Genomic DNA, 25,688 nt, shown 5'->3' on the forward strand with positions numbered 1-25,688 from the left:
CAAGGACTATTGTGATCATTCCGTAAAGCAACTGTTCCAGCCAACATTGGGGGTGGGCAACATCCAATATAAAGAAGTTTTTCTTTATTGAAATAATGTATGATACCTAGAATAATCAATATTTTTTTCCTTGAGTCTCTTTTTTAAGAACTGATGGTCACGTTTAGGTGTTGCTAAAATATATCCTTTTATAACATGGTCGAGTGTAATCTCTGTAGCATTGTCCTCAAGTGCAAGTTCACCAATTTTACCGGCTATTTTTGCTTTAGCGACATCACGGAATAAGTCTGGTACAGGCGACACGAGTTCATTTAATAAGGATTTTCGTTCTTCTGTCCATAAATGCAGGGTTTGATTGATATAATAATCCTGCCAATCCAATTCAGATTTACCGTCCTCTTTCGGCAGCCGCTTTAAAAACTTTCTAAACATAAAGAAGCCGCCAATGGCAAGCAGCACAACCATCGTCACAACCCAAAATAAGATAAACCATAAAAACCAGCCCTCTAACATTCTTCATTCACCCCAAATTAATCCAACTCTACTTTCATTATACATAAACAATTTATGGATGAAAATAGGGATGAAAATTGGCTTTCAGATTAATAAGGATAATGAGGTTAACCTTATATTTTTGAAATAGCAGGTAAATGTGCAGCTCATTTTCTGTTTAAACACTCAAAATATTCACATAAAATTTTAGCGTTTTTATCGCTTACATGTAATTCAGCTATTCTATCAGGCGATTAGTCTATGCGTGTTTTTTTTCAAAACATAAGATATAGCAAGACTGGTCCAATAGGAGAAATGAGAAAATACCTTCATCTCTCTTTGTATAGATTAGTCTACCACACAGAAGGGAGTGAAGTTGATGTCATACAACAATAACAATGATTTCGTATTGATTGTAGTTTTGTTTGTATTGTTAATTATTGTTGGAGCTTCTTTTTTTGATAATAAATATTAATTAATGAAGTTTTGTAATGGGGGCATTAAACCGGTTTTCGACCGGTTTTTTTGTCGTTAAAAAGTTTAAGTTCATTTAAAGTAGTAACTTGTTAAAGAATGTTATCATTGGCCAGATCCAGATCCAAGCCTCACCCTAGGCTGTTTATGGCGTGCGCTTTTCATTCTTTATTAAAAATCTCATTTTTAAAAGGGCGTTAAAGGACCTGAGAGCTGTTTAAACGTTGTGAGATAAAGTTACAAACTTTTAATACAGAATGTTACCGTTTACACTCACTATCTAGCCCTATAGCTAATGACTTGCCTTTAAACCCTTGAATAAAACGCTAGAAATGTTAGTATAAAAACCGTTGTTGCATTATTAGAAAGAACAGGGGGAGAATTGAATGCTAGCAAATAAAACAATTGCTTTTTTAGGCGCCGGTTCAATGGCGGAAGCAATGATTTCGGGAATCGTTGAATCAAAAACAGTACGAAATGATCAAGTTATTGTTTCCAACCGATGCAATGAAGATCGATTAATTGAACTTTCGAACAGATATGGGATTAGAGGACAAAAACGAGATGAGTTAAATTTTGAAGAAGTCGATATTTTTGTGTTAGCAATGAAACCTAAAGATATCGATAATGTCTTAAGCTCAATTAAGGGCGACATAAGGGCAGATCAAGTCGTGCTATCAGTACTTGCAGGCATACCAACTGCTTATATGGAAGACAGATTAAACGACAATCAGCAAGTTATCCGAGTGATGCCAAATACCTCCAGTATGATAGGTGAATCTGCTACCGCTATGTCACCAGGTAAACATACAGGCATGGATAATGTGATGGATGCAAAAGAATTATTAAAATCAATCGGTGAAGTTTACATCATAGAAGAAGCGCAAATGGATATATTCACTGGTATTGCAGGAAGCGGTCCCGCTTATTTTTACTACTTGATGGAACACATTGAAAAAGTGGGAAAAGAAAACGGCCTTGATATAGAACAGGCTCGAAAAATTGGTGCTCAAACCATTCTCGGTGCAGCAAAAATGATGATGACACAAGAGGAAGCTCCTGAAGAACTGAGAAAAAAAGTAACTTCCCCAAATGGTACGACTCAAGCTGGCCTGGAAGCCTTAAAAGAGTATGGCGGCGGTGAGGCGATTTCTCAAGCGGTGAAGGGTGCAGCCAAAAGATCAAAAGAAATTAGTGAAAAACTTGAAAAAGTAACGATAAAATAATTTATTTTACTAGAATTTATTCACACAAATTGCAGGAGTGATAAGATGACCCAAAACAACAAGAAACAGCGGGTTGTAATTAAAATAGGAAGTAGTTCATTAACAAGCTTACACGGAGAAATTAGTCGAAGAAAACTAGAGCGTTTAGTAGATGAAGTTGTCCAATTAAAAGATGATGGTTATGAAGTTTTACTTGTATCTTCTGGAGCTGTAGCAGCAGGATATCGCAAATTAGGCTGTTTAACCAGACCAACTTCATTACCTGAAAAACAAGCCGCTGCATCTATAGGCCAGGGTCTATTAATGGAAGCATATTCTGAATTATTTTTATCACACGGATACGTTGCATCCCAAATCTTAATTACGAGAAGTGATTTCTCGGATGAAGATCGTTATAACAATGCACGTAACACAGCTAACGTGTTACTTGAAAGAGGAATTGTCCCGATTGTTAATGAAAATGATACGATTACAGTCGATAGACTGAAATTTGGAGATAATGATACCCTTTCAGCAAAGGTAGCAGGTTTAGTTGACGCAAATATGCTCATTATTCTATCAGACATAGATGGTTTATATGATAGTGACCCGAGAAAAAATAAAGAGGCAACATTACTTGAGCAAGTTCATGAAATAACACCTGAGATAGAAGAAGCAGCAGGGGATCCGGGTAGTAGTGTTGGAACTGGTGGAATGAAGTCTAAGATAGATGCTTTTAAAATTACTATGGCATCTGGCATTCCAGCATTTTTGGGGAAATCCGGAACACCAAACCTTCTATTGGATGCCGTTCATAAACGAGCAAAAGGCACGTATTTTCAAATGAAAAAGGATTCAATAAATTTAAATCATAAAAAACAATGGATTGCATTCAATTCTGGTCCAGAAGGCGAAATGATTGTTGACAATGAAGCTAAAAAATTAATCATTGATCGTAAATCCGATGTACTTCCTAAAAATATACAAGCAGTTAAAGGGAAATTTAAAAAAGGCTCAGTGGTACGAATCTTCTCTTCAGATGGCGAAGAAATTGCTTTAGGGGTTGTGAAATATTCTGCTGAAGAATTAAAAAGTATTCAATCACTAGAGCTTCAAAAAAGAGAATCCTATAAAGAAGCTGTCGTAAACATTGAAGATTTAGTTTGTCATTTGGAAGTATCCATTCCAGTTAGTTTATAATAAGGCGGTTTATTTAACTTTATTACGATTAAATCGTGTTCATTACTTCGATAATTAGGGTATATGTTGTAGTAGATCAGAAGCAATCGAGCGTTTGCTGATTACAATTATCTGAACATCTCCGATTGCATTAACAATAATTTTTTTAGAAAGAGTTATATAAAACGAGGAGGTATTAGATGACTTTAGTAAAGGAACGTCCAGAAACAGTAGAAGAACAGGCTATTCTGGCTAAAAAAGCAGCTAAGAAACTTAGCGCTTTAACAACAGAAGACAAAAATGAAGCACTTCACATTATTGCTGACGAATTAATCCAGGATTATAAATATATTTTGGAAGCAAATAGAGAAGATTTAAAAAATGGGAAGGAAAAGGGCTTTGAAGAGGCGTACATGGATAGGTTAGCTCTTTCAAAAGAACGAATTGAAGACTTTGCAAATGGATTACGGGAAGTAGCAAAGCTTTCAGATCCTACTGGTGATATTCTTTCTGAATGGACACTTGAAAATGGACTAAATGTAAAAACTGTCAGAGTTCCTCTTGGAGTAATTGGAATGATTTACGAGGCTCGTCCAAATGTTACGGCAGATGCTACAGGACTTGCACTCAAATCTGGTAACGCAATCGTTTTAAAGGGAGGATCATCTGCGATTTTCTCTAACAAAGCAATAGTGGAAGTCATGCATAGAGCATTAGAGAAAACTAAGATCCCTAAAGAGGCTGTTCAATTTATTGCCAGTACAGAAAGAGAAGCAACAAAGCAATTGTTTACAATGAAGGAGCATATTGATGTTTTGATACCACGCGGTGGCGGCTCATTAATTCGTGCAGTAGTGAATAATGCAACTGTACCCGTGTTAGAAACAGGTGTAGGGAACTGTCATCTTTATTTTGATAAAGACGCAGATGTTAACAAGGCATTATCAATTCTGATTAATGCGAAGACAGACCGTCCAGCTGTTTGTAACGCCGCAGAAACTTTACTAGTCCACAAAGACTGGTTAAAGGAAAATCACCAAGTGTTACAAGAAACCCTTGAAAAAAACAATATTCAAATTCATGGTGATGACAGAATCGTTCAATTAATGAAAGGTGCTGCACCTGCAAATGAATCAGATTGGGAAAATGAGTATCTAAGCCTTGCTATTGCGATTCGAGTTGTAGATAGTCTTGATGAAGCTGTCGATCATATCGATCAATATGGAACAAAGCACTCAGAAGCAATCATAACAGAAAATAAAGAAACAGCTGAAGCCTTTATGAGATTGGTAGATGCAGCAGCCCTGTACCATAATGCATCTACGCGCTTTACTGATGGAGGAGCATTAGGATTTGGAGCGGAAATTGGTATTTCGACTCAAAAATTACACGCAAGAGGTCCTATGGGATTGCCGGCCCTTACTACAGTAAAATATATGATGTTAGGAAACGGCCAAATTCGGTAATAAGTGAAAAACACCTTTTCTCAAAATATTGAGAAAAGGTGTTTTTGAATCGTATTTGAAGATATAACAGGGCAAAAAACAAGATAAACCAAACTATTTAAGGCTGTTTCCCATTATACACGCTTCCCCAGTTCTTCCTCAAAATAAAAGGTTGCTGGATGTTCTTTGACTATATAGGAGTATCTTTTCATCGTTTTGATATATTTCATTTTAATAATAGTAACTAATTCACCTGTAGAATTAATTATCACTGATTCACCTGAATCAAATTTATTCAATTGTGTCATCACCTTTATCTTCTTTTGTAAATCCTCTCATCTTAGAAAAAAATGTGGAAGGTCACAACAGTTTGAGATTCACTTATAAAACTGATTGAACGAAAAGCGCATGGCGCTAGTCCTTCGGCGACAAGCATTCCAGAAAGATTGTTCTTTAACCTTTTTGATGGATTGGCTTATGACCTTAGGGCCGATGGGTCCTGGCTAGCAAAGACGTCACGCCCTTATGCCTGCCGGCACTAGGACGTCCTCTCCGCCTGCGCTGGACAATGATAACTATCTTTAATGCGTTAATACTTTAATCTATTTAAACTTTCTGAAACCCAAAAAAAGAGTGAATGCATTCACTCTTTACTAACCTTCCACTCATATAAATCTTCCACTTTACAATTCAATTCTTTGGAAACTGTCATAGCATTGTTTAAACTCATTACCTTTTTATCAACATATTCGTTAAGCTGTTCTGTAGAAATGTTTGTTTTTTTTGAAAGATCATCAAGCTTGGTGTTTCTTTGGGACATAAGTTTTTTAAGATTACTTTTTTTAGCTTTATAAACTGCCAAAATGACACCTCGCTTCTATCTTTTTATTATAATGCATTTGATAAACAATTGAAAGGGTTTGGGAAATGGAAAATATATAATAAGCTCATTTGTTTATACACAATATTTTATTTGAAATGAAGCAAAGATATGAAATAAGGGAAAACTTCAATTTGTTAACTTGATTGATCTTTAATCTATAGAGTAAGATTGTTAATGAATCTTGGCAATTTAAGGGAAGGCATATCGTATATATCATTAATTATGAAAGCTAATGCAAATAACCAGTGAGGCTAAAACCTTATTACAATTCAACTGAAACTTATAAAGCCTATGTACGTATAATTGATAAAGCAAATAAGAAAGGCTGATAAAATTGCAAAAAGAATCGAGAGAATTACTCCTTGAAAAACTGAAACTAATTGAAAAATGGGAGAATGATCAACAAGGGTTATGGTTTTGGGAGAAAATTGGAAGAATCCCTTTCAAAATTCTCGATAAGCTTACACCCGCATTTATTCAAAAGAAAATAGGGGTTTTATTAGATGAACTAGGGAGCTTTATTCAAACTGGCGGACAATACTTAACGCAAGAGAAAATGATTTTTAATAAGGTTCAAAAATACACCGCTGATGAAATAAGTGAAGTGAAAGACATTTCTAACGTCCCATTAGTTGTCATGAATTCAGTTAGTGACGATTTAAAACGAAATCGAAAAAATCTTGCAACTGCCCAGGGAGCTACGACAGGGTTTGGAGGTTTATTTACTCTTGCTATAGACATTCCAGTATTATTAGGTCTCTCTCTAAAAACCCTCCAAGAAATTTCAATTGCATATGGTTATGATCCCAAGGAAAAAGCGGAACGGATCTTTATTGTGAAGTGTTTACAATTTGCTTCTGCTGATTATGTAGGAAAGCAATCTGTCCTAAAGGAGCTTTCAAACTTTTATGATAGAAGGAAAGGACAATCTGAAATCATGTCGCAGCTGCAAGGATGGCGAGAAGTAGTATATACATATCGGGATCATTTTGGCTGGAAAAAACTTCTGCAGATGGTGCCTATTGCGGGCATGATTTTTGGTGCTTATGCCAACCGAACGATGATTCAGGATTTATCTGAAGCAGGAATTATGCTCTATCAAAAAAGAAGAATTATGGACCGTTTAAATGAACTAGAGGAGGAAAAAACAAATGAAAAAGAAATAGAAAATACAACTCAGTGAAACTTTTGTCCATTTGCAGCATACAATGAATAAAGTCCGAAATGGAGGGAATGAAATGGAAAAGTTTTATTGTCCAAATTGCATGCTGCTGTTAGATTCACTAATTCCTTGTCAATATTGTCAAAATACTGAGTTAAAACAGATTAACATTCAAGTGCAATCTCAGCATTTAAAAAAAGTGGAGGGGAATGACAGCTAATGTTGTCTCCTATTCATTTTCACTTTCTTCATTTTCAGAAGAAGCATTTTTACTTGTTTCTTGATCCCCGATTCTTATAGAATCTCCAAAATGGATTGTTCCGCCAGAAACCTCTTTAATGATGAGTGTCCCGATAAAGACTGCCATATCTTAAGCCTCTTTCTTTTCAAGTATTTACTTTTAGTACTATGAAAAGAACAGGGAGCCCGTCTCAGCTCTTTACTTAATTTATGCAAAATTCCATGCAATCTATTTCACAATAAACCAATATTAAACTTAATACCCAACATCAAGATTTTGGAATAATTTTGCCTGCAAAACTTTGAGGAAGAGTGGGAGAAAAAACAGGTTTATCCCACTCTTAGAAGATAATAGAGGATAATTGCCATCAGGTGTCTGATTCCTGGGGGCAAGAAGATAATTCAGTATAATAAGAGGAAGGATCTCCTCTAATTTTAAGCGGTGAAATCGGGGTTTATATAGATTTCACATGACTCTCTGTTACAACATTTCTCTTTACAAATTTTCACTTCTAGCATTCCATTATAAACCTGAGCTTTTATCTCTTTATTCTCAAGCGGAAATGGAAGTATGACGATTCGTTCAAGCACATCTTGGAAGTCTTCTCGATTTTCAAGTCCGTCTAATGTCAGATATAAACAGTCGTTTTTCACTTTTATTTTAATCATATCGAATGAAATAAAACTGGGCACTTCCGCTTCAACAATATAGCAGGAGCTTGTTTCAAAAAGATCGATTCTAAATTGATCAGAATCATCTATATTTGAAAAAAACTGACCCATCCATTCTTCAATTCCTTCCAAATCAGTTGGCCTGGAACGTTTAGGTTTACCCATAGTAAATTGACCTCCAAAACCAAGCTTATTTATGTTTATTCACAGAAAATTTATTTGTGAACGACAAGGTAAACGATGGGAAGAAAATGGTCAAATGAAGGAAGCAGGGGAGTGAAAAGTGCCTAGAATCTCATTATTTTTTGAGGTTCCAGGCACTAGGGTTCTTTTACATATCGTGATGAGAATTATGCTTTTGTCTTGTATGGTTACGGTTCTTTACTTTTTTTGATCCATCTAATGGTTCCGGCTGCCCTGGATTATTGCCTTTAGGGGCGTTTTTTCGCATATCCTTGCTTGTATTTTTATTTGTCATCAGGCATGAAGCCTCCTTTTATTATGATGAAATAAACGAAATGGTCACCTCTAGTTCCCCCGATAGCTTGGCTCAAGGACTTAGTTTTACTTGTGAATGGCAGGGCTTTTCACGAGGCCTTTTTTTGCCTCAGGGTGATCAAGGTGCTCGCTTATCCTATTAGGGTGTTCGTTTCTTTGTAAAACATTCCGATTCGTTTTTGAATATTTTTTTCAAAAATTCGTCAAAATAGGAAGGAAGACGGGCGGTATTACCTGATGGGAGGACTATTATCATGCCTTATAATAAAAACAAGCAACAAGGTTTTCAAGCTGCTCAGCAAGGGGCCATTCAAGCTTTTGATGCATTTGATCAATTAGTTAAGGATGGAGCAGACTACGGTAGTCAGCTTAAACATCTAAAGGAAGAAGTAAATGAAGCTTATGCGCAAATTTCGAATGCTTTAGAGGTTGCGACTGAGGCCCAGCGTATTCAGCTGGAGCAATATCAGAAAGATTTGCAAGAGATCGTACAACAAGTGAACGAAGAATAGATGTCAAAAAACGACGGGCATCCGTCGTTTTTTGTTCATTGTTTTGTTTTTCGTTTTTTATTATTCTGGCGTTGCTCAGCTGTTAAAGGTTCATTTGCAAGCTCCTCATTATAGCCTGCACCTTTTCCTTGAGCTTTTGCTGCATTCATCCCATTAACTAAGTGATTTGCTTTTCTTTTAGCCATTTATTCATCACCCCCATAGACTTATTGTGCGTTTTTTTATAAAATTCATGTGAAGGGCACAAATGATTATTCTTTTAAATTTTTATATTGTAGAAAAGTTAATAAAAGAACAGTTGATAAGTGTAACTTATGCTCATCAATAAAAACATTGATATTTACTTATGTCAGTAGTTGTATTAAGATTATAGTGTGCGAAATTTATGGTGGGGAATACCGTTTCTTCGACACTTATCGATCTTGAATTTTTGAGGGGGAGAAATGACGTGACTGAGCAACAATTAACAAAAAATGATGTTTTTCAAGCACGCAAAGATTTTAGTGTTAATGGAAAAACATACACTTACTATTCATTAAAAGCATTAGAAGATGCAGGGTTAGGCCAAGTTTCCCGTCTTCCATATTCTATTAAAGTCCTTTTAGAATCGGTCTTACGACAAGTAGATGGAAGAGTCATTACAAAAGAGCATGTAGAAAACTTAGCTAAATGGGGAACTGAACAGATTGAAGAAATTGATGTTCCTTTCAAACCTTCCCGTGTCATTTTACAGGACTTTACCGGGGTCCCTGCCGTTGTAGATCTTGCTTCTTTGCGAAAAGCAATGGCTGATATGGGTGGAGATCCTGATAAAATTAATCCTGAAAAAACTGTTGATCTTGTTATAGATCACTCCGTCCAAGTAGACAAGGCTGGTACAGCAGATTCCTTGCAATTTAATATGGATTTAGAATTCAAACGTAATGCAGAGCGTTATAAATTTTTAAGCTGGGCTAAGAAAGCGTTTGATAACTATCGTGCAGTTCCGCCTGCTACAGGAATCGTTCACCAAGTAAATTTAGAATATTTAGCAAATGTTGTTCATGCTGCTGAAGAAAATGGAGAATTAATTGCTTATCCTGATACTCTAGTTGGTACCGATTCTCATACAACAATGATTAATGGTATTGGAGTACTCGGCTGGGGTGTCGGCGGTATTGAAGCAGAAGCTGGAATGCTTGGACAGCCTTCTTACTTCCCAGTTCCTGAAGTTGTCGGTGTTAAGCTTGTTGGTAATCTTCCAAACGGAACAACAGCAACTGACTTAGCTTTAAAAGTAACACAAGTTCTCCGTGAACAAGGGGTTGTTGGTAAATTCGTTGAGTTCTTTGGTCCTGGTGTATCAACTCTTCCATTGGCAGACAGAGCAACAATTGCCAACATGGCACCTGAATATGGAGCAACTTGCGGTTTCTTCCCGGTTGATGAAGAATCATTAAATTATCTTCGTTTAACAGGCCGTGAGGAAGAACAAATAAAAATTGTTGAAGAATATTCAAAAGCAAACGGCCTATTCTTCAGTGCAACAGATGAGCCCGTTTATACAGATGTAGTGGAAATTGATCTTTCAGAAATTGAAGCGAATCTTTCTGGTCCTAAACGTCCACAGGATTTGATTCCTTTATCTGTTATGAAAGATACATTCCATAATCATTTAACTGCCCCAGCAGGAAACCAAGGTTTCGGTTTGGAAGCGACTGAAGTTAATAAAGAAGTAACAGTAAAACTAAAAACAGGTGAAGAAACCAAAATGAAAACAGGTGCTATCGCTATTGCAGCGATTACAAGCTGTACAAATACTTCTAACCCATATGTTTTAGTTGGTGCTGGTTTAGTGGCAAAAAACGCTATTGAAAAAGGGATGGAAGTCCCTAAGTATGTGAAAACTTCTTTAGCTCCAGGATCTAAGGTTGTTACAGGGTATTTAGAAAACTCAAAATTGCTCCCGTATTTAGAGCAGCTAGGATTTAATGTTGTTGGATACGGATGTACAACATGTATCGGAAACTCCGGACCATTGGAGGAAGAAATTGAAGAAGCAGTAGCTTCAAGCGATCTTCTTGTCACATCTGTTTTATCTGGTAACCGTAACTTTGAAGGGCGTATTCATCCGTTAGTTAAAGGAAACTATTTAGCATCTCCGCCGCTGGTTGTTGCGTATGCTCTTGCTGGAACGGTGGATATCGATCTTAAATCTGATCCAATTGGAAAAGATAAAGATGGAAATGATGTTTATTTTAATGATATTTGGCCGTCTATGGACGAAGTAAATAAGGTTGTTCAAGAAACGGTTACACCTGAGCTTTTCCGTAAAGAATATGACCGTGTATTTGACGACAATGAGCGCTGGAATGAAATTGAAACAACTGATGAAGCTCTTTACAAATGGGATATGGATTCAACATATATCCAAAACCCTCCTTTCTTTGAAGGTTTGTCAGCAGAACCTGGTAAAGTTGAGGCACTTAAAGATCTTCGAGTTGTAGCTAAATTCGGAGATTCTGTCACAACAGACCACATTTCTCCTGCTGGAGCAATCGGTAAGGATACTCCTGCTGGGCGTTACTTGCAGGAAAATGGAGTATCACCACGTGACTTTAACTCCTATGGTTCAAGACGTGGGAACCATGAGATCATGATGCGTGGAACATTTGCTAATATCCGCATCCGCAACCAAGTGGCACCTGGCACTGAAGGTGGTTATACAACATACTGGCCAACAGGCGAAGTAACTTCTATATACGATGGTTGTATGAAATATAAGCAGGATGGAACTGGATTAGTTGTATTAGCTGGTAAAGATTACGGAATGGGAAGTTCTCGTGACTGGGCTGCAAAAGGAACAAACCTTTTAGGGATTAAGACCGTTATCGCTGAAAGCTTTGAACGTATCCACCGCAGTAATCTTGTATTAATGGGAGTACTTCCGCTCCAATTTAAACAAGGGGAAAGTGCTGACGTCCTTGGTTTAACAGGAAAAGAAGTAATTGAAGTTGAAATAGATGAAAACGTAAGACCGCGTGATTACGTGAAAGTTAGAGCGACTGACGAAGCTGGAACAGTAAAAGAATTTGAAGTGCTGGTACGCTTTGACAGTGAAGTGGAAATTGATTACTATCGTCACGGCGGTATCCTGCAAATGGTATTGCGTGATAAACTAAAAGCATAAAAAACAGAAAGGACGACGTAGATGTCGTCCTTTCTGTTTTTTTGTAAGATTAGAACGTTTAAGTTAATTAAGTATTAACGTGTTAAAAGTGTTGACGTTGTCTAGCTCCAGCGCATAGCCCCTTAAGGTCATAAGACGCAAATGAAATGAAGGTAAAGAACACCTTCATTTCATTTGCGTCTTATGCTTGTCGGAGCTGATCAAGGCGCTTGCGCTTTTCTTATCAGTTAAGAAAGTTTAAGTTAATTAAAGTATTAACGTGTTAATGAGTGTTATCATTGTCCAGCTCCGAGCGCCATCGGCCCCTAGGTCACAAGTCAATCCGTCAAGAACAACCTTCATGCCGGCTCGCCTTGTGCTTGTCGCCGATAGGCGGGCGCTCTGCGCTTTTCGTTCTTTGTCCAAGTGATTTCTTGAAATTTATGTGTCTTTCTCTCATCAATATTGTTCTTTTGCCATCCTGATGATTAAATAATGAGAGGTGGTTTTTTAAGGAGCTGTCTTCATGATATTTGATGCTTTTCAAGCTGGACCATTTACCATTCAATTTTATTGGATCGTTGTCATAATCACATCTTTCCTTACATACATAATCATGAGTGTATTGCTTGAAAGAAAAGTGGACATGCTTTTATTCTTCAAGCAGAATTATTTGAATGCCAACGTTCTTTTATTAGGTTTTTATAAGTTCGGAAATGTCCTTTTAAATTTTCATCAAGTTATTTATGATCCATTAGTCTATCTTTATTTAAGCGGAAACAGCAAAACATTCATAATAGGAATTCTTTCCGTAACATGTTATCTGTTTTATAAGGGATATAAACAAAGAAAACCAATAAAACAAGCTGTTATGCTATTATTAATGACATATACGATTGCTTTTGCAGTCTACAAAGGAATCGAAGCACTATTTGCTACGTTATATAGGGGGATATTATGAAGAGAATTTTAGCTATTGGATTACTTGTTTTTTTGATCGGATATGCAGTATGGTTTGCTATTCAGCCAAAAGATCCTAAAGTGGGATTAGAAAGCGGGAATAAAGCACCAGATTTTGAACTAAGCACTTTGGATGGTGAAAAAGTTAAACTTTCAGAGCTTAAAGGGAAAAAGGTTTTAATTAACTTCTGGGCAACATGGTGTCCGCCTTGTCGTGCAGAAATGCCGGAAATGCAAAAAATACATAAAAAATATAAAGATGAAGTGGTTGTACTAGCAGTTAATTTTACATCCAGTGAAAAAAACAAGGAAGTTGTTAAGACCTTTGCAAATAAATTAGATCTGACCTTTCCAATTGTTTATGATGAAGAAGGAGTAAATTCAACATACGATATATTTAGTTATCCAACTACTTACCTTGTAGATGAAGAAGGATTCATTCAGAAAAAATATACTGGTGCAATGTCTTATGAAACGATGGAAGGTTTGATAAAGTGAAAATTTTTATTAAAAAATTGAATCATGATTATTGTCCAAGCTTTCACTTTTCGAATAATTCGTTTATTTTTAAAAATTTTGGAAATAATGATACTTAATTGTCGGAGGTGATTGTGATGAGAAGAATAAAAAAACGTTCTTTTGAAGAATTGGTATTAGAAAATAAGCAGGAATTAATGAAAGATGAAGAGTTTTTAGCTCGTTTTGAAGAAAAGCTTGAGCAAAGAATGCAAGCTGGAAAATAGACCATTCTTTGTTAGGATTGTTTCATGAATCAAAAGGTGAAACTAAGGTTCAGGAGGCGATCATTTTGACAAACTCAAACGATAAACAGTCTCATTTTAATCCAAATCATCTGGGAACGAAATCAAGAGGATTTGGTGGTAATAAAGGTAGAAAAATGCAAGATAAATCAAATCAGCATCCTCAAGTAATGCAAACAAAAGGGGAGTAACAAGGAGTAGACATGACCTCCCCAAAACGATTTGCCTTTTTGGGGAGGTTTGACTAAGGTAAATAACATGACTAGGCATATGCTGATAATTGAACGGATAAAAAAGGGCGAAAATTCGTCCTTTTTTTGTCTTTACAAGAAGTATTGTTCGATCCGGATCGATTAATAAAGATTATGACGATCATTCATTGTTTAAGAATAGAAAAAGTGAGCAAACTAAAGACGATTCAATGAGAAAGGGTGAAATGATATGTCACAAAACGATAACAAACCAAAGCCAGATGATCGTTCAGACAATGTTGAAAAGTTACAAGACATGGTTCAAAATACGATCCAAAATATTGAAAAAGCCCATGAAACAATGCAATTTTCTGAAGGGGAAGAGCGTTCCAAAATTGAGCAAAAAAATGCAAGACGCGAAGAATCTATAGCTGCCATGCGTTCTGAAATACAAGATGAAGCAAAGGCACGAGAAGATGGCTATCAAAAATAATGCTGAATCGTAAAAAACGGCCAGGGGTTACCTGGCTTTTTTACATAATAAAATTTTTAAATTCAATAAAGCTAAACGAGCCCTTTGCGGTTTGCGTTCGATGTTCCTATCATATCTTTCCTTCTAACAATGTATATCGCTTATAGCTCTCATATAAAGTGTGATATTATATTTTGGTATAAGAAGGGTTCATGAGGAGAGTTAACATATGTACATATCTAAATGTGAATTAGAAGTTCGATACGCTGAAACAGACCAAATGGGTGTTGTTTATCATGCCAATTATTTGATATGGATGGAGGTAGGAAGAACAAAATTAATTAAAGATTTAGGTTTTTCCTATGCTGGAATGGAAAAAGATGGGGTGATTTCACCGGTAGTTGATATCAATATCAGCTATAAAAAACCGCTTAAATACGGGGATACAGTAGTCATTCATACTTGGGTGGAATCCTACAATGGTGTTCGTGTAAATTATGGGTATGAAATGTATAATCCAAAGGGTGAGCTGGCAATTGAAGCCCAATCCTCACATGTGTGTGTGAAAAAGGAATCGTTTCGTCCAATTCAAATGCGAAAATATTATCCTGAGTGGCACGATGCTTATGAAACAGCAAAGAAATAGAGGACTCAAATGGCATTTGGTATAAAAAGGCAGGAATTAATGGATTGGAAGAATCAAGTAAAGAGTGGAAATATTGCTTTTTTAACTCATTATTGGCTTGATGAGCGATTCCCTGATTGTCACACCGTAACAAAGGTAGGTTGTACAGATATTCAAAAGTTAATAGATTGGGGTTATGCCAATCAATTAAGACCAGAGTGGATCCATTATAAATCTGACTATCCCCACTTTGATCTTTTGGGAGAAAGACAAATAAAGGTATTGAAGAAATATGGGTTGGATGATCACATTTTAAGGTTTCAATTATAAATTGAGCTGTAGACTTCTCCGACTCTTAACAGGCAGAAAAGATCCCCATCTTAGGCTTGTAAAATGGGGATAACTTGCCTGTTGGTATCTAATAAAGGAACAAAGACAAAGAGCGCGCTTCCTAACGTCTCCAGTGTATTACCCACTTTCAGGAGGGACTTAGGTACCCTTTATGTCATCCTCGACTGATGGATGTTTCACTTTATTGTGTGGCTTCTTTAAAATCAAAGCTGGGCTCCATAAGCTCTTCATCAAAATCTACGAATAAATCCTGTCCATCAAAGTACCAAATATCACTATCTTCTACAAAAAACTTGATTCCGTTTAGGTTTACATCACTGCCAATTTCTTCAGGCTCGTCTTTCGCTACTCCAAGAGAAAACCCCTTTTGGACAGTGCTGCATCCCCCATAGCGGACAAAGAATCTGACATTGTCATCTGAATTCAATGATAATTCATCCTTATACCAGTTAAATGCTTTTTCACTTATTGTAATTTTCACTGCTAATGTCAACTCCTTTGTTCGTTAATTCTATTATAGAGGATAAAACCAATTGTATGCTAATAGTCTGTTTATAAAATTGTTAAACCAAAGAAAAAAATAAAGCTGCTATACATGCAGCAGCGTTACTTTTAATACTTAGTAAAATTTATAGCTAAACCTTCAGTAACACAAAAGATCTGATTCATACACACTAAACATCACATTAATGGAGATTTCACTTTGTTGTCAGTCAATGAATTGATTCATATGCTGAATCATCTCTTCATTCTGCTTTTCGTTTACATTTTCTAAAGAATGAACCCGGTAATTTTGTTGTTGGTTACTCTTTACAATAGTCGGATTTACTTCAGGATTTAAAATTTGTATGTTTGTTCCTTTTTTATTTGTTGTCTTTTGGATATCTAAAGAAAGGATTCCGCCAATTTCCTTAAATGTTCCTTCCTGACCAGATAAAAAATTGCCTAAAGAGTAGATAACAAATGCTTCATGTCCGTTTTTCCCGCTAACCCATTCCATAGGCTGCAATACATGAGGATGATGTCCGATGACCACATGAACTCCCTGATCAGCCAAAAATTGGGCCAAGTCTTTTTGTTCATCATTTGGGAGTCTCTGATATTCCAGCCCCCAATGCATGCTTACAATTAAAACATCTGATCGTTGTTTTATTTTATGAATATCTTCTTTCATTTTTTCCTTGTCAATAAGGTCCACTAGATAAGGTTTTCCTTCAGGGACAGGGATGCCGTTTGTTCCATATGTATAAGCTAAAAAACCTAAGCGAATCCCATTTTTATTAATGACCCGAGGGGTTTGGGCATCATTATTGTTTTTATATGAACCGACGTAAGGCATTTTTATTTTGTCGTAATAATTTAAGGCGCTCATAATCGCTTTTTCACCGCGGTCTAGTGTATGGTTATTGGCAATCGTAACTAAGTCTATCCCAGCTTCCTGAAAACCGTCCGCAACCTCAAAAGGGCTGTTAAAAGAAGGGTAAGTTGATAAGCCAATCTCTGTACCCCCAACCATTGTCTCCTGATTCGCCATTGTAAAATCCGCTTTTTCCAGTAAAGGTTTAACTTCGCTGATCATTGGAGTAAAATCATAACCTCCATTTTTTTGTTTAGCATCATCATAAACTCTGCTGTGGATAAGGATATCACCAATTGCTGACAGCTGAATGGTTGATTGGAAATCTTTATGGTGAAAAGAAGAATTTTTTTCTGAGTGAGTCCGGCTTACCTTCTCAGAGCTTCCATTTGCACCTGGATTTGGATTAACCGTTATTAATAAAACAAGTAAAACAGTCGTGATTGCAAATAATAAATAAAAAGAAAGACGTAATTTCATCACCTGAGCACCTTCATTCAGACTTTTCATTTATCATACCAAAATTCTGCAAAATATAACACTATTCTACACAAAGTGGAAGAACGAAAAACTCAGGGGAATAAGCACTCGGTCGAGTCTTAAAATTTGACCTTCTTCACGGATTGGCTTGTGACCTCGAGCCGATACGCTTGGAGCTGGACAACGATAGCTAACTTTAATACATAAACACTTTAATCATCTTAAACTTTCTGAAACGACGAAAAAAGCCAAAGGAATGTAATCCTTTGACCATTAAATCCATTTAACTTTAGGCTCTGTTTTTTCTTTAATACGTTTAATATTTGCTCTGTGGCGATAAATAACGAAAAAAGCAAGCATGAAAACGATGATAAGCAATGGGAGATCTCCAAAAATAATATGTTTGATAAGACCATAAACGATTGCGTATACTCCCGTAAGCATGGAGGATAAGGATACATATTTTGTTACGTAAAGGCAAATAAAAAATACAGCAAGTAATGATACAAATAAAAGCGGGTCATGAAACAGCAAAATTCCCCCTGAAGTTGCAACAGCTTTTCCGCCTTTGAATTTTGCAAATACCGGATACATATGGCCAATAACTGCAAATATTCCAGCTAGTAAAGCATGAATATCAAGCTGAAATAAAACGGGAAGCGAGGCAGCTAGTGTTCCTTTTAGAATATCTGAAATCGTAACAATTAGTCCTGCTTTTATTCCGAGGGTGCGAAAAGTATTTGTTCCGCCCAGGTTTCCAGAGCCATGTTCTCTAATATCAATTCCGTATCCAACCTTTCCGACAATTAACCCAAACGGTATCGATCCAATCAAATAAGCAAGAAAAAAAATAAGTGCAAGAATCATCTTCTGTTCTCCTTCATAAACGCATTTTCCGAATAACTTGGTTTTATTTTATCACGTAAATGATTTATATACTGATGAATATTAAGAAAGGTCTTTATTAATTTTCATTTTTCTTATTTTGCCTTTCGTTTATTCAGCTAGAATTTTATCATACTAAATTTCTTTTTGTGCTGCAGTATATTTTTTGTATGTTTTTTCAGAGGAGGTTACAATAAAAGAAAGGGCTGTTATCGTTAATATTTCTACCCTTGTAAGCTCGGTTTATACTCCGGGAACTTTGTCTCTAACTCTTTGAGAGACAGATATAGAAATAAAAACAATCCACGGTAACAGGTTTGCCTTTAATCTAACAGTCTTTTCTACCTCAATAGCAAATTTTTTTAGAAAAAAGCCGAAGAAAAAGGAGTGGGTAATGGATGGCAATAGAAAATCCAACTCGGGAAGAGATTAAAGAAGTTCTGAAAAAAAGTAAGCGTATCGCTGTAGTAGGTCTTTCAGGCAATCCAGACCGAACGTCTTATATGGTAAGTAAAGCGATGCAAGATGCAGGCTACGAAATTATCCCAGTTAACCCAACAGTTGAAGAGGTGTTAGGAGTTAAAGCTTATTCTTCTTTAAAGGAAATTGAAGGGCATATTGATATCGTCAATGTATTCAGACGGTCAGAGCATTTACTTGAGGTTGCTAAAGAATTTTTAGAAATAGATGCTGATGTTTATTGGGCGCAGCTTGGACTTGAAAATGAGGAAGCTTATAACCTCTTGAAAGAGAAAGGATATACAGTAATTATGAACCGCTGCATAAAAGTTGAACATGCTTTAACAAAATAGTTTGAACGAAATTTCATACCTCTTTCGAAACTAGCCTTTCAGAAATGGGAGTTCCTCGTCTTTCTTGAATGTCTCTCGTAAGACCTGAAAAATGGATTAAACTCATAAGATGGAAAAAATTAACATAAACTAAAGCCGATGAAAAAATCCTTGTTACTATTCAAGGATTTTTTCATTATTACTAATTGTTTAAAAAAGTATTTGTCCATCGTATTTCTTTGTCAGGAACCTCTTTTTTTTACAAATAGGTTTGCGAAATGACAGGAAACAGATAAAATATAGCTTGGACACTTAAAAATTTAAGCATTTTTCGTTTCGTTCCTTATCATGTACCTATCTTTCTTGTTGAGATACTTGTATCATTAATTATGATCATTTATGATAGTGAAAACGTATGTTCTTATAGTATCTGATCTATTCATTTATGTTTAGTTCATCAAAAACAGGTAAGAGTAGTTATTACGTAACAAACAAATCTATTTGAAAAGTTTTTTGATCTGCGCTATGTCGCTCTCGATTTTTTAGAAAGGGGTTAGTCGTTTGATAAAGCAACAGCAATTTGATTACAATGATGATGCCATTCAAGTACTGGAAGGACTGGAAGCTGTCAGAAAACGTCCTGGAATGTACATAGGAAGCACAGATAGCAGAGGACTGCATCACCTCGTTTATGAGATTGTAGATAACTCTGTTGATGAGGCTTTAGCAGGCTTTGGCGATCATATCATTGTTAAAATACATAAGGATAACAGCATTTCTGTTGAGGACAAAGGTCGAGGAATGCCGACAGGAATGCATAAGCTAGGAAAACCAACGCCTGAAGTTATTTTTACTGTTCTGCATGCAGGAGGAAAATTCGGCCAAGGCGGATATAAAACAAGCGGCGGTCTGCATGGTGTAGGTGCTTCAGTTGTTAACGCCCTATCGGAATGGCTGGAAGTGACAATCCATCGAGATGGATTTACTTATCATCAACGATTTGAACATGGGGGAAAGCCTGTTACGACCCTTGAAAAAGTCGGAAAAACGAAAAAAACGGGAACAACCATTCATTTTAAACCTGATACTACGATGTTTAGCACGACCATTTATAATTTCGATACATTAAGTGAGCGGTTAAGAGAGTCTGCTTTTCTTTTAAAAGGCTTCAAAATGGAAATTATAGATCAGCGTGATGGAAATCAGGAAACCTATCATTATGAAAATGGGATTGAAGCATTTGTCAGTTACTTAAATGAGGAAAAGGATTCCCTTCATCCAGTGGTGTCATTTGAAGGAGAACAAAATGGAATTGAAATCGATTTTGCCTTTCAATTTAATGATGGTTTTTCCGAAAACATTTTGTCTTTTGTTAATAATGTGCGAACAAAAGATGGCGGCACGCACGAAGCTGGTGCTAAAACAGCTATGACGCGTGCTTTTAATGAATATGCCCGTAAAGTAAACCTTTTAAAGGAAAAAGATAAAAACTTGGAAGGTTCTGATATTAGAGAGGGTCTTTCTGCGATTGTTTCCGCCCGTATTCCCGAAGAGCTTCTTCAATTTGAAGGGCAAACAAAAGGAAAGCTTGGGACAAGTGAAGCCCGCTCAGCTGTAGATTCGATCATATCTGAAAATCTTTCTTATTTTCTGGCTGAAAACCCTGACACAGCTACATTGTTAGTTAGAAAAGCAATCAAGGCTTTTCAAGCAAGAGAAGCTGCTCGGAAAGCTCGTGAGGAAGCAAGAAGCGGAAAGAAAAGAAAAAAATCAGAATCATCGCTAAGCGGAAAGCTAACACCTGCTCAATCAAGAAACCCACAAAGAAATGAGCTTTACCTAGTGGAGGGGGATTCAGCAGGAGGATCGGCGAAGCAGGGACGGGACCGTCGTTTTCAAGCTGTCCTGCCGCTTCGAGGAAAAGTTATTAACACAGAAAAGGCCAAGCTTGCAGATATCTTTAAAAATGAAGAAATCAATACAATCATTCATGCAATTGGGGCAGGAGTGGGAGCGGACTTTCTTTTAGAGGATATTAATTACGATAAGATTGTTATTATGACAGATGCTGATACGGACGGCGCCCACATTCAAGTCCTATTACTCACTTTCTTTTATCGTTACATGAAACCATTAATTGAAGCAGGGAAAGTATTTATCGCACTTCCGCCTTTGTACAAAGTAAGCAAGGGATCTGGCAAGAAAGAAATCATCGAATATTCCTGGTCAGATGAAGAGCTTCAGGATGTTCTCAAAAAAGTTGGAAAAGGATACACAATCCAGCGTTATAAAGGTCTAGGGGAAATGAACGCAGACCAGCTGTGGGAAACAACAATGAACCCAGAGTCTAGAACTCTCATTAGAGTACGAATTGATGATGCTGCACGGGCAGAACGCCGTGTGACGACGCTGATGGGAGATAAAGTCGAGCCAAGACGGAAGTGGATTGAAAAAAATGTAGAGTTTGGCCTCGATGAGGAAAGCAATATTTTAGAAAATGAAAATCTATCAGTCCCAGAGGAGGTAGAAGGATGACACAGCCAGCAGAAATATTTCGTGATTTACCTCTAGAGGATGTACTGGGTGACCGATTTGGACGTTATAGTAAATATATTATTCAAGACCGTGCGCTTCCAGATGCCCGCGACGGCCTAAAGCCTGTACAACGCCGTATTCTTTATGCGATGCATGAAGACGGCAACACTCAAGACAAGGGCTTCCGTAAATCAGCAAAAACAGTAGGGAATGTTATTGGTAACTACCATCCTCATGGCGATTCTTCTGTCTATGATGCGATGGTCCGGATGAGTCAAACGTGGAAAGTCAGAAATGTTTTAATCGAAATGCATGGAAACAATGGGAGTATTGACGGGGATCCACCGGCAGCGATGCGTTATACAGAAGCCAGACTTTCTGCTATTGCATCTGAGCTTTTAAAGGATATTGACAAACAAACTGTCGAATTTGTACCCAATTTTGATGATACAAGCAAAGAGCCGACCGTTTTACCAGCAATGTTTCCAAACCTATTAGTGAATGGATCAACAGGAATTTCTGCTGGTTACGCCACGGAAATCCCCCCTCATCACCTTGGAGAAGTAATTGATGCTGTTATCAAAAGGATCGATAAGCCAGAGTGCACAATCGATGAACTAATGGAGGTCATTAAAGGCCCAGACTTTCCGACAGGTGGGATTATTCAAGGCGTTGAGGGGATCAAAAAGGCATACGAGACAGGCAAAGGAAAAATCATTATCCGCGGTAAGGCAGAAATTGAAACGATCCGTGGAGGCCGTCAGCAAATTGTTATTTCAGAAATTCCTTTTGAAGTGAACAAAGCCAATTTAGTTAAGAAAATGGACGAATTTAGGATCGAAAAAAAGGTTGAAGGAATTTCTGAAGTTCGAGATGAAACGGATCGGACAGGTTTAAGAATCGTTATTGAATTAAAAAAAGATGCAAATGCTAAAGGGGTATTAAATTACCTTTATAAAAACAGCGACCTGCAAATTCCGTACAACTTTAATATGGTTGCCATACATAATCGCAGACCTACATTAATGAGCCTGCATAAGATTTTAGATGCTTATATAACCCATCAAAAGGAAGTTGTCACAAACCGTTCACAATATGATTTGAATAAAGCGAAGGAACGGGAACATATCGTCCAAGGTTTAATCAAAGCACTTTCTATCCTCGATCAGGTCATTGCGACGATACGAGCATCGAAGGATAAAAAGGATGCAAAGCAGAACCTAATAAAAGAATATGGATTTACTGAACCTCAGGCTGAAGCTATTGTTTCCCTGCAGCTATATCGCTTAACTAATACAGATATCACTGCCTTGCAAAATGAGGCAAAGGATTTAGATAAAAAGATTGCTGAACTAGAAAGCATTCTTTCAAATGAAAAAAAATTATACCAAGTAATTAAGACAGAACTTAAGCGGATTAAAAAAACTTATATAGACGAGCGAAGAACGATTATTGAAGATGAGATTGAAGAAATCAAAATTAATTTAGAAGTGATGATTGCTTCAGAGGATGTTTATGTAACGGTAACGAAAGACGGTTATATTAAACGGACAAGCCAGCGTTCTTATGCAGCTTCTAACGGACGAGATTTTGGAATGAAAGATTCAGACATGCTCCTTGCTCAATTTGAAATGAATACAACTGATGTACTCTTACTTTTCACCAATAAAGGCAGTTATTTATACTGTCCTGTTCACGAGCTTCCAGATGTCAGATGGAAAGATATCGGACAGCATATCGGGAATCTCATTCCAATTGATCGAGATGAAGATATTATAAAGGCGATTCCAATAAAAGATTTTAACAGTCAGCAAAACCTTTTATTCATTACGAAAAATGGAATGGTGAAGAAAACGGAGTTAATTCACTATAAAGCCCAACGTTATTCTAAACCGCTTGTCGCAGTTAATGTTAAAGGCTCTGATGAGGTTGTTGATATTGCTTTAACATCAGGAGAAGATGATGTATTCCTTGTGACTCATCTAGGCTATGGCCTTTGGTACAATGAGGATGAAATCAATGTCGTTGGACCAAGAGCAGCCGGTGTAAAAGGCATCAACCTAAAATCAGAAGATTTCGTTGTAAGCGGCCAGGTATTTGCAAAAGATTCTAAACAGCAGCTCGTGATTATCACACAGCGGGGAGCCACTAAAAAGATGGCAATTACAGAATTTGAAAAATCTTCACGCGCCAAACGGGGACTTGTTATGCTAAGAGAGCTTAAAAATAATCCCCATAGAATAGTCCGTGGTTTTATAGCTGATAATTCTTTACAATTAACAATCGAATCGGAAAAAGGTCAGAGAGAAATCATTGATATTCAATCACTCCGCCCAAATGATCGATATAGCAACGGATCCTTTGTTATTGATGAACAAGAAGCTGGTAAGGTGATTGAAGCCTATCTAAGTTTTGATCAAAACGAAAAAACATCTGCTCTATAACTTTAATAGTAGAAAATAATAATTAACCTATATATGCCAAAGGCTAAATAGAATGTCTGACAATATATAATTAATGGTACATCACTAAAATTAGTGATGTACTTTTTTATCTTTATTAGACATCTATATGACTTTTCTCACTTCCGTAATCAAACTAGTAATAATATATATAAAATAATGACTTCTTTTAAGTCACCTCTTTTTAAAAGAAAGTATCAATTGGCACCAAAGAGCGCAGGTGGCCAATTTTACAATAATTTCTTTACTCTTAACCAAGCTGGTTGTTCCCCTGGATTAAAGCTTTAATTCTAAAGGCGAGGCGTAACCGTAGTGTTTCATCCGGGTCTTTTAAACTTCTACCAATAATCTCCTCACATTTTCCTAAACGATAAATAACAGTATTGCGGTGTACATATAAACGCTTTGCTGTTTCGGACAGCTGACAATGTGTTTCTAAATAAACGGACAATGTATGAAGTAGTACTTGATGATCTTTTTTCGGTTCATTGGCAAATGCTTGGAAAGTGTCTGTATAAAACTTTTTTAACTGATCATAAGGAACCATGCGTAAAATCTCTGGAACTTCCTTTGGTTGATAAATTTCAATAAATCGTTTCTTTCCTGACATATTTCCATAGTATAAGGCGTCAGTTGCTTCCTTATAGGAGACAGGAACATGGATGAGCTGTTCGGCGTAATTGCTAATACCAAATGAAAGTTCCTCTTGGAAGTGTTTTAAGATCTTTGTTTGTATATTCTTTAATAGTGTAATGAATGATTGGGAAATATTTTTCCATCCGCCCTTCAGTTCCATTAGTAAGATGTATGAATGATCTATTGTGAAAAAATGAACCTTTTGATGAAACCGTTCCAGTTCTGACTCGATTGTATCGTAAATTAGTTCTTGTTCTGACTGGTATTGCATAAACGAAATATTCTTTTCTTTATCCTCTATTTTCCCCACAGCACAAACATATCGTTGTTCGTTTAATAACCTAAACTCTTTACCTCGGCTGATTACTTCCTCATTGGTAGAATATGCACCGTTAATAAAGTTATTAAAAAACTCATTTTGAATGCGTCTTGTATTTTGTTTTAATGCATTTTCTTTCATTAATTCAAATGCGATAACATTCGTTGCTTGTTTAATTGTTAAAATCGTTGAACGATCTGATAAAGGTATAAACCCTAATACAGCCAGATAACTATATTGTTTATGCGTGTAAACAGGAAAAAGAGTAATCGTTTCTCGGGTTTCATTTAATAATGAGAATGACGACATCGTTGTTTTTGGAAGATGAAAATAATGTCCGCTAGCCATTAATGCCTCAAAGTTTTCAAAAATGGAAGTATGTTGAGAGTGTTTTACCGCTGGCCGTAAATGGTGATTTAGCAAGATAACCGGTAAATGAATAAGAGTTGATAAGCTTTCAAGAATTTTATAGATGCCTTGTCCGCTCATAATATGCTTCGTAAATTGTTGATGTGTTTGCATTGCGTGATGTAGTTCATTCGTGCGAATATCAAGGATATAACTTAGTGACTTATTCACAATATCACCTAGGGAAGTATGAACAGGAAGTTCTAAGAGTGGGAATTTAAGTTCGTTCGCAAGTGATATAGCTGCCTCTGGTATTTCCTTTAAAAATCGCTTTGTTTTAATTCCTAATCCTGAACATCCTTGTTTCTCCATTTCTTTAATAAGTTGTAATAATGAATCAAGATCATCCTTGAAATGAAAAGCTGTTGTTACGAGTAATTCATTTTTCTTTAAAAAATGAATAATATCTGGGGCATCCATCATATTTACTGTATTCACTTCACGTTCAATCCCTTGTTTCCCTGCGATCAAGGCGGCTCCTTTAAATACTGGAAGATCAAATAATTCGTATAATCTCATTTTCTTCCATCCCCCTTTGTAAGAAC

The 25,688-nt window shown here is 36.5% G+C and carries 29 protein-coding genes; 18 read left to right on the forward strand and 11 right to left on the reverse strand.

All coding sequences use genetic code 11. The annotated features are described in order from the left end of the window. Positions 1-84: 84 nt before the first annotated feature. Positions 85-513 carry a DUF2621 domain-containing protein gene (locus IC621_RS03700; protein ID WP_191155865.1) on the reverse strand — a complete coding sequence of 143 codons (429 nt, stop codon included), beginning with the start codon at positions 511-513 and terminating at the stop codon, positions 85-87. A gap of 358 nt (positions 514-871) precedes the next feature. On the opposite strand from IC621_RS03700, the gene IC621_RS03705 reads away from it, so the two are divergent. From IC621_RS03705 to IC621_RS03720, 4 genes are all read left to right on the forward strand, one after another. Further along, the gene (locus IC621_RS03705; RefSeq protein ID WP_191155867.1) at positions 872-967 is read left to right on the forward strand and encodes a YjcZ family sporulation protein; all 96 of its coding nucleotides are present in this window, start codon (positions 872-874) and stop codon (positions 965-967) included. Positions 968-1,352: 385 nt separating this feature from the next. After that, entirely contained in the window at positions 1,353-2,192 is an 840-nt protein-coding gene (gene proC, locus IC621_RS03710) for a pyrroline-5-carboxylate reductase (protein WP_191155869.1), read from the forward strand. Positions 2,193-2,237: 45 nt separating this feature from the next. After that, positions 2,238-3,371: a glutamate 5-kinase gene (gene proB / locus IC621_RS03715; RefSeq protein WP_191155871.1), complete on the forward strand. Its 1,134-nt coding sequence runs from the start codon at positions 2,238-2,240 to the stop codon at positions 3,369-3,371. Between the two features lie 179 nt (positions 3,372-3,550). After that, positions 3,551-4,816 carry a glutamate-5-semialdehyde dehydrogenase gene (locus tag IC621_RS03720; RefSeq protein ID WP_191155873.1) on the forward strand — a complete coding sequence of 422 codons (1,266 nt, stop codon included), beginning with the start codon at positions 3,551-3,553 and terminating at the stop codon, positions 4,814-4,816. Between the two features lie 113 nt (positions 4,817-4,929). Here IC621_RS03720 and IC621_RS03725 read toward each other — a convergent pair whose 3' ends face one another. Both IC621_RS03725 and IC621_RS03730 read right to left on the reverse strand, forming a co-directional pair. Beyond that, positions 4,930-5,103 (reverse strand): hypothetical protein, encoded by a 174-nt coding sequence (locus tag IC621_RS03725; RefSeq protein ID WP_191155875.1) that lies wholly within the window; start codon positions 5,101-5,103, stop codon positions 4,930-4,932. Positions 5,104-5,438: 335 nt separating this feature from the next. Then, positions 5,439-5,657: a helix-turn-helix domain-containing protein gene (locus IC621_RS03730; RefSeq protein WP_191155877.1), complete on the reverse strand. Its 219-nt coding sequence runs from the start codon at positions 5,655-5,657 to the stop codon at positions 5,439-5,441. A 355-nt stretch (positions 5,658-6,012) separates the two neighbouring features. Between IC621_RS03730 and IC621_RS03735 the strand changes: the two genes are divergently transcribed. Both IC621_RS03735 and IC621_RS03740 read left to right on the forward strand, forming a co-directional pair. Next, on the forward strand, positions 6,013-6,861 hold the full coding sequence (locus tag IC621_RS03735; RefSeq protein ID WP_191155879.1) for an EcsC family protein: 849 nt from the start codon (positions 6,013-6,015) through the stop codon (positions 6,859-6,861). A gap of 55 nt (positions 6,862-6,916) precedes the next feature. Beyond that, positions 6,917-7,060: a hypothetical protein gene (locus tag IC621_RS03740; protein WP_191155881.1), complete on the forward strand. Its 144-nt coding sequence runs from the start codon at positions 6,917-6,919 to the stop codon at positions 7,058-7,060. A gap of 9 nt (positions 7,061-7,069) precedes the next feature. Here IC621_RS03740 and IC621_RS03745 read toward each other — a convergent pair whose 3' ends face one another. From IC621_RS03745 to IC621_RS03755, 3 genes are all read right to left on the reverse strand, one after another. After that, entirely contained in the window at positions 7,070-7,207 is a 138-nt protein-coding gene (locus IC621_RS03745) for a hypothetical protein (protein WP_191155883.1), read from the reverse strand. A gap of 308 nt (positions 7,208-7,515) precedes the next feature. Continuing rightward, positions 7,516-7,917, reverse strand: a complete 402-nt coding sequence (locus tag IC621_RS03750) for an Hsp20/alpha crystallin family protein (protein ID WP_191155885.1) — start codon at positions 7,915-7,917, stop codon at positions 7,516-7,518. Positions 7,918-8,083: 166 nt separating this feature from the next. Further along, positions 8,084-8,230 carry a small acid-soluble spore protein P gene (locus tag IC621_RS03755; RefSeq protein WP_191155887.1) on the reverse strand — a complete coding sequence of 49 codons (147 nt, stop codon included), beginning with the start codon at positions 8,228-8,230 and terminating at the stop codon, positions 8,084-8,086. Positions 8,231-8,504: 274 nt separating this feature from the next. Here IC621_RS03755 and IC621_RS03760 point away from each other — a divergent pair, with 274 nt between their 5' ends. Continuing rightward, positions 8,505-8,762: a hypothetical protein gene (locus IC621_RS03760; protein WP_191155889.1), complete on the forward strand. Its 258-nt coding sequence runs from the start codon at positions 8,505-8,507 to the stop codon at positions 8,760-8,762. 35 nt (positions 8,763-8,797) lie between these two features. Here IC621_RS03760 and sspO read toward each other — a convergent pair whose 3' ends face one another. After that, complete coding sequence (gene sspO / locus IC621_RS03765; RefSeq protein WP_191155891.1) at positions 8,798-8,947, reverse strand: small acid-soluble spore protein O; 150 nt, start codon at positions 8,945-8,947, stop codon at positions 8,798-8,800. A gap of 263 nt (positions 8,948-9,210) precedes the next feature. Here sspO and acnA point away from each other — a divergent pair, with 263 nt between their 5' ends. The 8 genes from acnA to IC621_RS03805 all read left to right on the forward strand — a co-directional run bounded on the left by acnA (position 9,211) and on the right by IC621_RS03805 (position 15,249). Continuing rightward, on the forward strand, positions 9,211-11,931 hold the full coding sequence (acnA, locus tag IC621_RS03770) for an aconitate hydratase AcnA (RefSeq protein ID WP_396652966.1): 2,721 nt from the start codon (positions 9,211-9,213) through the stop codon (positions 11,929-11,931). Positions 11,932-12,436: 505 nt separating this feature from the next. After that, positions 12,437-12,871 carry a hypothetical protein gene (locus tag IC621_RS03775; RefSeq protein WP_191155895.1) on the forward strand — a complete coding sequence of 145 codons (435 nt, stop codon included), beginning with the start codon at positions 12,437-12,439 and terminating at the stop codon, positions 12,869-12,871. After that, positions 12,865-13,368: a TlpA family protein disulfide reductase gene (locus tag IC621_RS03780; protein ID WP_191156125.1), complete on the forward strand. Its 504-nt coding sequence runs from the start codon at positions 12,865-12,867 to the stop codon at positions 13,366-13,368. The genes IC621_RS03775 and IC621_RS03780 overlap by 7 nt, the downstream gene beginning before the upstream one ends. A gap of 116 nt (positions 13,369-13,484) precedes the next feature. Further along, a complete protein-coding gene (locus IC621_RS03785; RefSeq protein ID WP_191155897.1) occupies positions 13,485-13,613 on the forward strand; it encodes an FbpB family small basic protein in 129 nt (42 codons plus the stop codon). 65 nt (positions 13,614-13,678) lie between these two features. Beyond that, positions 13,679-13,822, forward strand: coding sequence for an acid-soluble spore protein N (locus tag IC621_RS03790; RefSeq protein ID WP_224752295.1), 144 nt, complete (start codon positions 13,679-13,681; stop codon positions 13,820-13,822). Between the two features lie 250 nt (positions 13,823-14,072). Beyond that, positions 14,073-14,315, forward strand: a complete 243-nt coding sequence (tlp, locus tag IC621_RS03795) for a small acid-soluble spore protein Tlp (RefSeq protein ID WP_191155899.1) — start codon at positions 14,073-14,075, stop codon at positions 14,313-14,315. Positions 14,316-14,523: 208 nt separating this feature from the next. Then, on the forward strand, positions 14,524-14,940 hold the full coding sequence (locus IC621_RS03800) for an acyl-CoA thioesterase (RefSeq protein WP_191155901.1): 417 nt from the start codon (positions 14,524-14,526) through the stop codon (positions 14,938-14,940). A 9-nt stretch (positions 14,941-14,949) separates the two neighbouring features. Next, positions 14,950-15,249 (forward strand): hypothetical protein, encoded by a 300-nt coding sequence (locus tag IC621_RS03805; RefSeq protein ID WP_191155904.1) that lies wholly within the window; start codon positions 14,950-14,952, stop codon positions 15,247-15,249. Positions 15,250-15,451: 202 nt separating this feature from the next. Here the strand turns inward: IC621_RS03805 and IC621_RS03810 are convergent, their stop codons facing one another. The 3 genes from IC621_RS03810 to plsY all read right to left on the reverse strand — a co-directional run bounded on the left by IC621_RS03810 (position 15,452) and on the right by plsY (position 17,974). After that, positions 15,452-15,751, reverse strand: coding sequence for a HesB/YadR/YfhF family protein (locus tag IC621_RS03810; RefSeq protein WP_191155906.1), 300 nt, complete (start codon positions 15,749-15,751; stop codon positions 15,452-15,454). Positions 15,752-15,979: 228 nt separating this feature from the next. Next, positions 15,980-17,107 (reverse strand): CapA family protein, encoded by a 1,128-nt coding sequence (locus tag IC621_RS03815; RefSeq protein WP_191155908.1) that lies wholly within the window; start codon positions 17,105-17,107, stop codon positions 15,980-15,982. 273 nt (positions 17,108-17,380) lie between these two features. After that, the gene (gene plsY / locus IC621_RS03820) at positions 17,381-17,974 is read right to left on the reverse strand and encodes a glycerol-3-phosphate 1-O-acyltransferase PlsY (RefSeq protein WP_191155910.1); all 594 of its coding nucleotides are present in this window, start codon (positions 17,972-17,974) and stop codon (positions 17,381-17,383) included. A gap of 416 nt (positions 17,975-18,390) precedes the next feature. Between plsY and IC621_RS03825 the strand changes: the two genes are divergently transcribed. The 3 genes from IC621_RS03825 to parC all read left to right on the forward strand — a co-directional run bounded on the left by IC621_RS03825 (position 18,391) and on the right by parC (position 23,762). After that, entirely contained in the window at positions 18,391-18,804 is a 414-nt protein-coding gene (locus IC621_RS03825; protein WP_224752297.1) for a CoA-binding protein, read from the forward strand. Positions 18,805-19,344: 540 nt separating this feature from the next. Continuing rightward, complete coding sequence (gene parE / locus IC621_RS03830) at positions 19,345-21,318, forward strand: DNA topoisomerase IV subunit B (RefSeq protein ID WP_191155912.1); 1,974 nt, start codon at positions 19,345-19,347, stop codon at positions 21,316-21,318. Then, entirely contained in the window at positions 21,315-23,762 is a 2,448-nt protein-coding gene (gene parC, locus IC621_RS03835) for a DNA topoisomerase IV subunit A (protein ID WP_191155913.1), read from the forward strand. Before parE ends, parC begins: the two co-directional genes overlap by 4 nt. Positions 23,763-24,030: 268 nt before the next feature. On the opposite strand, the gene IC621_RS03840 is transcribed toward parC, so the two are convergent. Beyond that, a complete protein-coding gene (locus IC621_RS03840) occupies positions 24,031-25,662 on the reverse strand; it encodes a PucR family transcriptional regulator (RefSeq protein ID WP_191155915.1) in 1,632 nt (543 codons plus the stop codon). Positions 25,663-25,688 lie beyond the last annotated feature (26 nt).

It is taken from the genome of Metabacillus arenae, assembly GCF_014773385.1.
Classification (GTDB): domain Bacteria; phylum Bacillota; class Bacilli; order Bacillales; family Bacillaceae; genus Metabacillus_D; species Metabacillus_D arenae.